General features: G+C 66.1%; 9 protein-coding genes. 7 read left to right on the top strand and 2 right to left on the bottom strand.

Features of this window, described 5'->3' with window-relative positions:
* Positions 1-91: 91 nt before the first annotated feature.
* The 4 genes from OIT41_RS06260 to OIT41_RS06245 all read left to right on the top strand — a co-directional run bounded on the left by OIT41_RS06260 (position 92) and on the right by OIT41_RS06245 (position 4,366).
* Entirely contained in the window at positions 92-892 is an 801-nt protein-coding gene (locus OIT41_RS06260; protein ID WP_241707945.1) for a purine-nucleoside phosphorylase, read from the top strand.
* A gap of 106 nt (positions 893-998) precedes the next feature.
* Positions 999-1,601: a hypothetical protein gene (locus OIT41_RS06255; RefSeq protein ID WP_241707946.1), complete on the top strand. Its 603-nt coding sequence runs from the start codon at positions 999-1,001 to the stop codon at positions 1,599-1,601.
* 113 nt (positions 1,602-1,714) lie between these two features.
* A complete protein-coding gene (locus OIT41_RS06250; RefSeq protein ID WP_241707947.1) occupies positions 1,715-2,440 on the top strand; it encodes a YcnI family protein in 726 nt (241 codons plus the stop codon).
* A gap of 177 nt (positions 2,441-2,617) precedes the next feature.
* Complete coding sequence (locus OIT41_RS06245; protein WP_241707948.1) at positions 2,618-4,366, top strand: phospho-sugar mutase; 1,749 nt, start codon at positions 2,618-2,620, stop codon at positions 4,364-4,366.
* On the opposite strand, the gene nirD is transcribed toward OIT41_RS06245, so the two are convergent.
* The gene (gene nirD, locus OIT41_RS06240) at positions 4,367-4,738 is read right to left on the bottom strand and encodes a nitrite reductase small subunit NirD (protein ID WP_078105873.1); all 372 of its coding nucleotides are present in this window, start codon (positions 4,736-4,738) and stop codon (positions 4,367-4,369) included. It lies immediately after the preceding gene.
* Positions 4,739-5,017: 279 nt separating this feature from the next.
* Here nirD and nirB point away from each other — a divergent pair, with 279 nt between their 5' ends.
* From nirB to OIT41_RS06225, 3 genes are read left to right on the top strand one after another with little or no spacing between them, the layout of a single operon-like run.
* Positions 5,018-7,642 (top strand): nitrite reductase large subunit NirB, encoded by a 2,625-nt coding sequence (nirB, locus tag OIT41_RS06235; RefSeq protein WP_241707949.1) that lies wholly within the window; start codon positions 5,018-5,020, stop codon positions 7,640-7,642.
* A 13-nt stretch (positions 7,643-7,655) separates the two neighbouring features.
* On the top strand, positions 7,656-8,690 hold the full coding sequence (cobA, locus tag OIT41_RS06230) for a uroporphyrinogen-III C-methyltransferase (RefSeq protein ID WP_241707950.1): 1,035 nt from the start codon (positions 7,656-7,658) through the stop codon (positions 8,688-8,690).
* A 10-nt stretch (positions 8,691-8,700) separates the two neighbouring features.
* A complete protein-coding gene (locus OIT41_RS06225) occupies positions 8,701-9,861 on the top strand; it encodes a uroporphyrinogen-III synthase (protein WP_241707951.1) in 1,161 nt (386 codons plus the stop codon).
* On the opposite strand, the gene OIT41_RS06220 is transcribed toward OIT41_RS06225, so the two are convergent.
* A complete protein-coding gene (locus tag OIT41_RS06220; RefSeq protein ID WP_274619665.1) occupies positions 9,858-11,315 on the bottom strand; it encodes a sugar porter family MFS transporter in 1,458 nt (485 codons plus the stop codon). The two genes, OIT41_RS06225 and OIT41_RS06220, sit on opposite strands and share 4 nt — an antisense overlap.
* Between the last annotated feature and the right edge of the window lie 96 nt (positions 11,316-11,411).

Genomic DNA, 11,411 nt, shown 5'->3' with positions numbered 1-11,411 from the left:
ACGCCCGCCGAGGCCGTTTACCTGCCCGACTGCGCCCTGTTCAACAGCGCGCGCGGCACTGTAGTTTGTACCAGTGAGTAACACAGAGCTGATGAAAACAGACCCATTCGAGGCCGCCAAAGCTGCGGCCGACTACATCGCGGCGGAGACCGGCGTCGAATCGCACGACGTCGCGCTCGTCCTCGGCTCAGGCTGGGGCGCGGCTGCGGACCTCATAGGCGAAACGACGGCGACCCTCACGGCGTCGGAGGTTCCCGGCTTCCATGCTCCTGCCGTTGAGGGGCATGTGGGCACCATCCGCTCGGTCCTGACGAAGCAGGGCAAGCGGGCCCTCGTCCTGGGCGCGCGCACCCACTACTACGAAGGCAAAGGCGTCCGCGCAGTGGTCCACGGCGTGCGCACGGCCGCGGCGGCCGGATGCAAGACCTTGGTGGTAACCAACGGTTGCGGCGGATTGAACGAGGCCTGGACCCCCGGAACTCCCGTGCTCATCAGTGACCACATCAACCTGACGGCGGCTTCGCCCCTTGAAGGCGCCACGTTCGTCGACCTCACGGACCTGTACTCCTCGCGCATCCGTGGCCTGGCCCGCGAAGTGGATCCGACGCTTGATGAAGGCGTCTACGCCCAGTTCACAGGCCCGCACTACGAAACTCCGGCCGAGGTCCAGTACGCCAAGCGAATCGGCGCGGACCTGGTGGGCATGTCCACTGCTTTGGAAACGATCGCCGGCCGGCATGCAGGCATGGAGGTCTTCGGCATCTCGTTGGTGACAAACCTCGCCGCAGGCATCAGCCCGGTACCGCTGAGCCACCAGGAAGTCATCGAGGCGGGCCAGACGGCGGGTGCACGCATTTCGCGCCTCCTGGCGGACATCATCGCCAAACTTTGATCGAGTGCCGGGGGGTCAAAGCTCCCCGGCGCTTCGGGCCCGGGCGGCACCGTAGAATTTGAGTGATTCTCCGCCACTGCCACCGAACCGGAAAGGACCGCCGATCATGACATCCGCGCCTTTCCGGCTATTACGAACAACCCTGATCGGCGCAATCATCCTGGGCTTGGCCGCGGGTGGTCACCTTGCCGGCGGCGGAAACCTTCCGGCGCCAGCCATTTTGACGGCGCTCTGTGCTTTGACGATCCTCCCTGTCGCCATCCTGACGCGCGCCCGGCTGTCGTTTCCGGCCCTCGCAGGACTACTAGGGGCCGGGCAGCTCTGTCTTCACTGGGCGTTCGGCGCCCTGTCCGGGACCTCCACCGCGGCCCAATTACCGTCCGGGCATGCTGGACATGTCCCTTGGTCGCCGGCACCCGACGCCGTAGGCGTCATCGCCTCGAGCCACGCCGCGGCAAGCGACTGGCAGATGCTCGCGGCGCACACCCTGGCAACCGCGGGCACTGCGCTGGTGCTTGCACGCGGCGAACAAGCGCTGTGGGCCTTGGCATCGTGGCTGCGACCGTTGGTCCAACTGCCGGCTCCAACAGCGATTCAGCCGCTCCGCGCCCCAGCCCCCTGCACGCCTCCGGCTGTGCGTCCTCGCGGCCTTGCCGGACTGCGGCTTCCCTCGCGGCGCGGTCCACCCACCCTGGTGCCCGCCGCCTAAGACCCGTCATCACACACGGAAAGGGTCCCGGCGGCGACTCGCTGCCTTCACCGGTCCGGACCCACGTCCGCCCGGCCACCCACCGCTTTTCATTTGTGAAAGGGCACCTTGCCATGAAATCCTCACGCCGCCGTACCCTCAAAACCGCCTCCGCTGCCATGATGGCCGCGGGGCTGCTCGCCTTCGGCGTCTCAGCCGCCTCAGCACACGTCAACGTCAATCCCGACGACCCCGCAGCTGGTGGCTACACCCACCTGACCTTCAACGTCCCCAACGAGTCCGCGACAGCCAAGACCAACAAGCTCGAAGTCGCCCTCCCCACCGATACACCCTTCAACTCGGTGTCCGTGAAACCCGTTGAGGGCTGGACGGCCCAGCTCGTCACCACCACCCTGCCCAAGCCCATCACGGTTGCCGGAGCAACAGTGACCAAGGCGATCAGTTCAGTGGTGTGGACTGCGGACGCCGCCCACCAGATCGGGCAGAACGAATACCAGGCGTTCTCGATCTCCGTGGGGGTCCTGCCCGACGCCGGCACCACTGTGTCGCTGCCGGCGACCCAGACGTACACCGACGGCTCAGTAGTGAAATGGGACGAGAAGACCGTTGCGGGACAGCCCGAACCGGAACACCCGGCTCCTTCGTTCGTGACCACAGCTAGTGACGATGCCGCGGCTTCCACGTCCTCACCGTCCGCGACACCTGCTCCGTCAGCTGCGGCGTCGACGAGCGACGCCGGATCCACGGCCGGCTGGTTCGGCCTCGCGGCCGGCCTCATCGGCCTGGCCGTCGGCGTCACAGCCCTGGTGCGGACCCGCTCGACCCAAGCTGCCAAATAGCGCCACCACGAACAGCGGAACCGCCCCCGGCATCCCAACTGACTCGCAGTACTTGTCGTTAAAACGCCCCATAACGACAACAAATGCGAGTCAGTTGGGGTGGGGGCGACCGGACTGTGACGGCTGCCATAGCTCGTGACCTCGGCATTCAATCTCTTTGACGATAGCTTTGTTCCTATGACATCGAGCGATGCCGAATTTGAAAAGCTGATATCCGACGCCGGCGAGTGGGCTGCCCAGGACCCGGACCCGATCACTGCGGCAGCACTGGCCGAACTGACCGGACTCGCCTCCAGCGGCGTCGCTGCAGCCCGTCAACAGCTTGAAGACAGCTTCAGTGGAACCCTGCAGTTCGGTACCGCGGGACTCCGGGCAGCCCTCGGCCCAGGTCCCAACAGGATGAACCGCGTGGTGGTGCGGCGCGCAGCGGCAGGTTTGGCGGCCTTCCTCAAGGACGCCGTTGAGGCGGCTTCCCCCGGAACGCGGCCGCGCGCCGTCGTCGGCTATGACGCGAGGCACAACTCGGATGTCTTCGCCCTGGAAACGGCGGCAATCTTCACGGCCGCGGGAATCGACACCTTCCTGATGCCTTCGGCGCTTCCTACCCCGCTGCTGGCGTACGCGGTCCGTTCCCTTGATTGCGACGGCGGCGTCATGGTCACAGCGAGCCATAACCCCCCGCAGGACAACGGATACAAGGTGTACCTGGGCGGCCGGGCTGTTGAGGAAAGCGGCCAAGGGTCCCAGATCGTGGCGCCCTACGATTCGCAGATAGCCGCAAGCATCGAAGCCGTGGGCTCTTTGGATTCCATTGAACTGGCTGAATCCGGCTGGACCGTGCTCCCCGGCTCCATCACCGGCGAGTACGAGGCCGCAATGGCCGGCCTGGCCGACGTCGAAAACTTTCCGGCCCGCGAGCTGAAGATCGTCCTGACCCCCATGCATGGCGTGGGCGGCGAGACTGCGGTGTCGGTACTCAATGCCGCGGGCTTCACGGACGTCTCACTCGTGGAAGAGCAAGCAGCCCCGGACCCGGATTTCCCCACGGTCAGCTTCCCCAACCCGGAAGAACCCGGCGCGCTGGACCTGGCTTTGGCGGCAGCGGCGCGTTTGGATGCCGATATCGTGCTGGCCAACGACCCCGACGCCGACCGTGCGGCCGTGGCGGCGAAGGACCCGGACACGGGTGCTTGGCGGATGTTGCGCGGCGACGAAGTAGGAGCCCTGCTTGGGGCACATGTCGTGGCCCGGCACGCCGCCGACGTCCGGCAAAGCGACTCAAGCCGGGGTGTATTTGCCAATTCGATCGTCTCGTCCCGGCTGCTCTCCCGCATCGCTGCTGCGGCTGGCTTCGCGCATGAGGAGACCCTGACAGGATTCAAGTGGATTTCCCGAGTGCCCGGGCTGGTTTACGGCTACGAAGAGGCCCTGGGCTACTGCGTGGCACCCGAACTCGTCAGGGACAAGGATGGCATTTCGGCCTCCTTGCTCATCGCCGAACTGGCTGCGGCGGCCACGGCCGAAGGAAAGACGATCTTCGACACCTTGGACGAGATCTACCTGGTGCACGGCCTGCATGCGAGTGACCAACTCAGCATCCGGGTGGCGGACCTTGGATTGCTGGACGCCATGATGAACCGGCTCCGGGCCGATCCCCCGGAATCCTTCGGCGGATCCGCCATCGAGACCTTTGTGGACTTGGCCGAGGGAAGCGAGCAGTTGCCGCCGACGGACGGCCTCCTCTACCTGACCAAGGACCTAAGCCGCGTCATCATCCGGCCCAGCGGCACCGAGCCGAAGCTCAAGTGCTACCTGGAGGTCATCAAGCCGGTCGGATCGGCGGCGGAACTCGCGGAAACCCGGCAGGCAGCGCGAACCACTTTGGATCACATCCTCGCGGACGTCCGCGAGGCGCTCGGGCTCTAGTTAGACTTCGACCTCGATGAAACCGTCAACCATCCGGGTCTTGAATGCCGGAAGCCGGAGCCCGGGGTTGGAATAGCACTCACCGGTCTGCAGGTCGTAGACCTCCTTGTGCAACGGCGAGGCGATGGTGGGGCGTGATCCCCGGGAACCGGTAATGCCGCGGGCCATGACGTTGGCCAAAGTTGCAGGGTCCTGCTGGGCAACCGCGTAGACATTTTCGGCGTCGACACGGAAGAGCGCCACCTGCACGCCGTCGATCAACGCTGCCTCGCCCCAAGCCGGCTCCAGCTCATCCAACGGGCATATCCGGTGCCAGCCCGACGCCGTCGACGCGCTCGTCAGTTGTTCTTCCCGTTCCAGAATGACGGTCATGTCAACCCTTTCCACTATGCCTGCGTCGGGACAAATGCTGCCCTTCCTTTCAGGCCCTGGCCGCGCAGCAGCCATACCTTCAAGGTAGGCGGGCAGTGTTTCACTCGATCGCAGTCAATGTGTCCGGTGCGTAAAAGAGACCTCACGCGACCCGACATCCAATCGTGACCCAGAAGTTAAGACCACGAAACAAAAGGGAAACTGAGGAGAAACTGCCCGTCCGTAGTCTGAAACGACAAGTTGCGGAGCACGTTCTGCGGCGTATGCGAAAGGCCACCAGTGACCGGACACACCTCCACCCCAGAAAACCTGCGCCGTATTGTCGTGGCGGGCGGGGGCCCTGCGGCCCACCGTTTCGCCGATGCCATGCATACCCGCGGTCTTGAGGGCTGGCACGTCACGGTCCTGGCCGAGGAAGATCACGTTCCGTATGACCGGGTCACCTTGAGCAAGGCACTGACCGACGTGGACTACGACCTCAGCCTGGGGGACATGTCCATGTGGGAGCACGAGGCCCTGGACCTGCGCACGGGCGAACGAGTGGTCAAGATCAATCCCGAGGCCAAGTCCGTGGAAACCGCGGCCGGCAATACGTACGGCTTCGACCACCTGGTGGTGGCCACCGGCTCGGACGCGGCACGGCTCCCCTTCCCCGGCGGTGAGCTCGCCCATGTCTACCGCACCCTCGACGACGTGTGGGCCATCAACAATGCCATCGCCGAACTCAGGGAGACGCTCGGGCGGACCGTCAGGACCGTCACCATCGGCGGCGGCCTCCTCGGCTTGGAAGCAGCAGCCGGCACCATGGAGCTGGGCGCGCAAGCCACTGTCATCAACGGCTCGCGCTGGCTTATGAACGCCCAGCTGGATGAGGGCGCCGGCCAGGCATTGGGCCGGCTGGTCGCTGCCAAGGGACTCGAAGTGCTGACGGGAACCTACCCCGCCGAAGTATTGTCCGACGACGACGGCCGGGTCACCGGAGTCCTCATGAAGGACGGCCGCATCATCCCCGCGGACATGGTCATCGCGTCCATCGGCATCCGCCCCCGCGATGAACTGTTTCGCGCCGAGGACAATGCGGACGGCGCAGAACAGCTGTTCGAACTCGGCAAGAAAGGTGGCGTGGTCATCAACGACCATTGCGCCACGCCGGTCCCCGGTGTTTGGGCCATCGGTGAGGTGGCGAACTTCGAGGGCATGTGCCTGGGACTCGTGGCGCCGGCGAACACCATGGCCGAGATCGTGGCCGACCGGCTGCACGGCGGGCAGGCGACCTTCCCCGGCTTTGACACCGCCACCAAGCTCAAGCTCTCCGGCGTGGACGTTGCCAGCTTCGGCGACGCCTTCGCCACCACCGAACACTCCCTGGAAATCGTCTATGCCGACCCGGCCCGGGGCGTCTACCAGAAAATCGTCACCACCGACGACGCCAAGACCCTCCTGGGCGGCATCTTCGTCGGCGACGCCACCCCCTACATGAGCCTGCGCCCCTTGCTCGGCCGCGAACTTCCCGCCGAACCCGGCGCCTACCTCACCGCCGCGGGCGGCGGCGACGCGCCCGACACCGAACTGCCGGACGACGCGATCCTGTGCTCCTGCAACAACGTGGCCGCAGGCAGCGTCCGCGACGCCATCAACGGTTGCGGCTCCTGCGACGGGAACGCCCCCGTCCAGGAACTCGGTGAGCTGAAGACCTGTACGCGGGCCGGGACGCAGTGCGGCTCCTGCGTCCCGATGCTCAAGAAACTCCTCGAAGGGGAACTGAAGAAATCCGGCATCGAAGTCTCCAAGGCCCTGTGCGAGCACTTCAGCCTCTCCCGCCAGGAGCTCTTCGACGCCATCCGTGTCCTGGAACTGACCTCCTTCGAGGACATCCTGGCGAAATACGGCACCGGCGCGGGCTGCGACATCTGCAAGCCCACCATCGCCTCGATTCTCGCCTCGCAGAACAGCGAATACGTCTTGGGCGCCGGGCGCGGCACCCTCCAGGACACCAACGACCGCGCCCTGGCCAACATGCAAAAGGACGGCACCTACTCCGTGGTCCCCCGCATCGCCGGCGGCGAAATCACGCCGAAGGGCCTCGGGGTCATTGCCGCCGTCGCCGAGAAGTACGGGCTCTACACGAAGATCACAGGCGGGCAGCGGATCGACATGTTCGGGGCCCGCCTCGAACAGCTCCCGGAGATCTGGAAGGAACTCGTCGACGCCGGATTCGAGTCCGGCCAGGCCTACGGCAAGAGCCTGCGTACCGTGAAATCCTGCGTCGGCTCCACCTGGTGCCGCTTCGGCGTCCAGGACTCGGTCGCCATGGCCATCAATTTGGAACTGCGCTACCGTGGACTGCGCAGCCCGCACAAGCTCAAAATGGGCGTCTCCGGCTGCGCCCGCGAGTGCGCCGAAGCCCGAGGCAAGGATGTCGGCGTCATCGCCACCGACAAAGGCTGGAACCTGTACGTCGGCGGCAACGGCGGCTTCCTGCCCGCCCATGCCCAACTCCTCGCCCAGGACCTGGACGACGACACCCTGATCACATACATCGACCGTTACCTCATGTACTACATCCGCACCGCCGACCGCCTGCAGCGCACCGCCCGCTGGCAGGAAGAACTCGACGGCGGCCTCAAGCACATCGAAGACGTCATCATCCACGACTCCCTCGGCATCGCCAACGAGCTCGAGGCCGCCATGGCCCGGCATGTAGAGAACTACCAGGACGAATGGGCCGAAACCCTCAAGGACCCGGAACGCCTGCGCCGCTTCCGTTCCTTCGTCAACGCCCCCGACCAGAAGGACGAGGCCATTGCGTTCGTCCCCGAACGCGGCCAGATCCGCCCCGCCACCAACGAGGAAAAGGGCGGCGTCCTCATCGCCAGCACCATCCCCGTCCGCGGCCAGGACTAAGGAGCACCAAGCCATGCAGCTCACCCTCGACCTCACAGGCCGCGACGTTCTGGTCACCGGCTCGGCCCACGCCGCACGCCAAGCGGTCCGGCGCTTCGAAGCCGCCGGCGCCGTCGTCCATCGGCTCAGCACCCCCGACGGCGCCGGCGCTGACGGCCCGCTGCCCGAGCGCCCCTTCCTGGTCGCGGCAGTCGACGACGGCCAGCCCGGATGGGAACCCCTGCTCGAACGCTGCCGCGAAGCGGGGATTCCTGTCGCCAGCGAACCTCCCGCAGGCGGGTCAGGCCACGTCACCTTGGTCGGCGGCGGACCCGGCGCCCTTGACCTGCTCACGGTGGGCGGGGTCAACGCGCTGCGGGACGCCGACGTCGTCTTCTACGACCGGCTTGCCCCCTACGCGGAGCTGGCGCAACTCACGTCCGCGGAGATGGTGGATGTCGGCAAGCGCCCGGGGCACCACAAGGTCGCCCAATGCGACATCGAAAAGCTCATGGTGGACGCCGCATTGAGCGGCAAGAATGTGGTCCGGCTCAAAGGCGGTGACCCCTATGTGTTCGGCCGCGGCGGCGAAGAAGTCAGCGCCTGCGTGCAGGCGGGTGTCCCCGTCCGCGTCATCTCCGGCGTCACGAGCGCCATCTCGGTCCCCGCGGCCGCAGGCATTCCCGTCACGCACCGCGAGGTCAGCCACATGTTCACGGTGGTCTCCGGCCACGCACCCCTGACCGAAAAAGAGCACACGCACCTCGCCGGGCTTGGCGGGACCATCGTGGTCCTGATGGGCATCGGGACCCTCCCCCAACTCGCCGCCGGGCTAAGGCGGGCCGGGATGGATCCCGCAATGCCCATGGCCGTCGTCGAACGCGGCTACCGCCCCGGACAACGCACCACGATCGCCGAACTCGGTACCATCGAAACCGCGGCCGCCGGCTGTACCAACCCGGCCGTCCTGGTCATCGGCGAGGTGGTCCGGGTGGCCGAAGCCAACCGCAGCCACGCCGAAGCCACGGCAGACCTGGACCGCCTCGCAGCTTCCCTCCTCGAAGCCTGAAAGAATACACATGACTACGTTGAATGCCCTTGATTCCCTCGATGCTGGCTCGGCGTTGGCCACCCAGGCATTAAACGACGACGCGCCCTTGGACGGTTTCCGCATCGGAGTGACTTCACACCGGCGTTCACGCGACTTGATCGAGGCGCTCGAACGGCGTGGCGCTTCGGTGCTGCACGCCCCGGCGCTGAAGATCGCCCCGGTCCAGGAAGACGTGACGCTCATCGAGGACACGAAAACGATCATCGCCGCCAAGCCCGATATCTGCATCGCAACCACCGCCTACGGCATGCGGCGCTGGTGCGAGGCCGCGGACTCCTTCGGCATCGGCGAGCAACTCCTCGACGTCCTGGCCGCCTGCCGCATGTTCGTGCGGGGACCCAAGGCGCGGGGTGCGGTCCGCGCGGCAGGACTTGCCGACGTCGGGATCAGCAGTGACGAAACCACCGCCACGCTGGTGGACATGCTCCTTCACGAAGGCGTCCGGGGGAAGACCGTCGCCGTGCAATTGCACGGCTACACCGACGTCCGCCAGCTGGAACGCCTAAGGATGTCCGGCGCGACGGTCCTCACCGTCACGCCCTACCGCTGGGTCAAGCCCGACGGCGAAGACAAGCTGCCGCGCCTTATCGAAGCCGCATGCTCTGGGGACTTGGATGTGCTCACCTTTACGAGCGCGCCCGCGGTAGACGCCATGTGGAGCACGGCCCACGAGATGGGCCTGTACCGGCAGCTGGTCGATGCCCTCAAGACCCAGGTGACCGTCGCCGCCGTCGGGCCCGTCACCGCACAGCCGCTGATCGACGCCGGGCTCTCTCCGCTCATCCCGGACCGCTACCGCATGGGTGCGCTCATCCGCCTCGTGACGGAACACCTGGCCTTGAACCATGTGCGCCGGCTCGACACGCCCGCCGGGCATATCGAGCTCCGGGGCCGCTGTTTGAGGATCGATGGTTCCGTGGTGGAGCTGGCCCCGGCTCCGCTGCTCCTGCTGCGGGCGCTTTTGGGAGCCGGGGGCGCCGTGCTGTCCCGCGAGGCGCTATCAGACCTACTGGAATTGCGTGGCTCGGTCCATGCCTTGGACATGACGGTGAGCCGCTTGCGGTCCTCGCTGCCGGACGGGAAGCTCGTGGAAACCGTAGTCAAGCGGGGCTATCGGCTCCGCGTCTAGCCCTGGCTCTTGTGGACGAGGTAGATGGCACCGGTGGTGACGTCTTCCTCGAGTGCTTCCAGGGTGCGGCCACGGGTTTCGGGAACCTGCTTGACGACGAAGACCAGGGCGAGCGCCCCGACGACGGCGAAGAGGAAGAACGTGCCGGTGATCCCGACCCCCGCGACCAACGACGGGAAGAACAGCGAAAGGAAGCCGTTGACGACCCAGAGGAAGAAGATCGAGACGCCGGTGCCGAAGCCGCGCATGTGCAGCGGGAAGACCTCCGACAAGTAGACCCACACCGCGACGTTCAAGAACGTCTGCATGGACCCGACGAAGGCAACCACCAGGAAGAGGATCAGGTACGGGCGGATCGGGTTGCCCACGGGCAGCATCATGGAGGCGAAGCCGATGAGCAGGTGGCAGCTGGTGGTCAGCGTGAGGCCCAGGATGAAGGTCTTGCGACGGTCGATCCGGTCCATGAGAGACAAGGCGATGACGCCGCCGATCACGGCGATCACGCCGGGCGCGATGTTCGCGATGAGCGCGCCGCTCTCGTTGAAGCCAGACTCGACGAGCACCGTCTGGCCGTAGTACATGATCGAGTTGATGCCGGTCAGCTGTTGGGCGACGCCCAGGCCGATGCCCACGAGCAGGATGCGGAACAGGTTCTTGTTGCTGAAGACCGCACGCCAACCGATCTGCTGGCTCTGCTGCTCTTCCTTGGCGACGCTCTCGACCTCGCCGAGCTCGGCAAGGGCACGGTCCTCGGAGCGGACGGACTGCAGCACGGCGAGGGCTTCGTCGTGCCGGCCCTTCTCGACGAGCCAGCGCGGCGACTCGGGCACGCGGAGCATCCCGAAGAACAGCGCGATCGCCGGCAACGCGCAGACCGCAAGCATGATGCGCCACACGCCGGGGATGTCGCCCCACACGATGCCGATGATGGCGTTGACCACGAAGGCGGCCAGCTGGCCGACGACGATCATGAGCTCGTTGCGGCCCGCGAGGGAGCCGCGGATCTCATACGGGGCCATCTCTGCGAGGAACACCGGGACCACCGCAGAGGCGCCGCCCACGGCAAGACCGAGCAGGACGCGGCCGACGACGAGCACGCCGAAGCTCGGTGTGAACACGCACACCAGGGTGCCGGCGAAGAACAGCACAGCCAGCAGAATGATCGTCTTGCGCCGACCCCACCCGTCGGAGACGCGGCCGCCCGAGAGCGCGCCGATTGCCGCGGCGAAGACGAGCGAGCTGGCGACGATGCCCTCGGTGAACGGGGTGAGGCCGAGCTCGGCCGTCATCGGCCGGAGCGCCCCGTTGATGACCCCCGTGTCATAGCCGAACAGCAGACCGCCGAAGGTGGCGATCAGGGCGACCATGCCAAGGCGCTTGCGGTGCGGGCCGCTCGTCAGTGGAGGAAGCGCGATTGCGCTGCCGGCTCCCCTATGGCTTTGCGTTGCAGACATCAGGACTCCTTTGTCTTGTGATGCGGGTCATACACCCGCGCTGAATTACAGACTAACGCGCGAAAGGGTTAAATGTAAGGTCAATCTAACAAATGA

Source organism: Arthrobacter sp. YA7-1, from assembly GCF_025960325.1.
GTDB lineage: Bacteria > Actinomycetota > Actinomycetes > Actinomycetales > Micrococcaceae > Arthrobacter > Arthrobacter bambusae_A.
This window is presented reverse-complemented; position numbering and strand designations above follow the sequence as displayed.

Excerpts from the sequence above, each read along its gene's own strand:
- OIT41_RS06260 (WP_241707945.1), top strand. The coding sequence starts at position 92 with ATGAAAACAGACCCATTCGAGGCCGCCAAAGCTGCGGCCGACTACATC.
- OIT41_RS06255 (WP_241707946.1), top strand. The coding sequence starts at position 999 with ATGACATCCGCGCCTTTCCGGCTATTACGAACAACCCTGATCGGCGCA.
- OIT41_RS06250 (WP_241707947.1), top strand. The coding sequence starts at position 1,715 with ATGAAATCCTCACGCCGCCGTACCCTCAAAACCGCCTCCGCTGCCATG.
- OIT41_RS06245 (WP_241707948.1), top strand. The coding sequence starts at position 2,618 with ATGACATCGAGCGATGCCGAATTTGAAAAGCTGATATCCGACGCCGGC.
- nirD (WP_078105873.1), bottom strand. The coding sequence starts at position 4,738 with ATGACCGTCATTCTGGAACGGGAAGAACAACTGACGAGCGCGTCGACG.
- cobA (WP_241707950.1), top strand. The coding sequence starts at position 7,656 with ATGCAGCTCACCCTCGACCTCACAGGCCGCGACGTTCTGGTCACCGGC.
- OIT41_RS06225 (WP_241707951.1), top strand. The coding sequence starts at position 8,701 with ATGACTACGTTGAATGCCCTTGATTCCCTCGATGCTGGCTCGGCGTTG.
- OIT41_RS06220 (WP_274619665.1), bottom strand. The coding sequence starts at position 11,315 with ATGTCTGCAACGCAAAGCCATAGGGGAGCCGGCAGCGCAATCGCGCTT.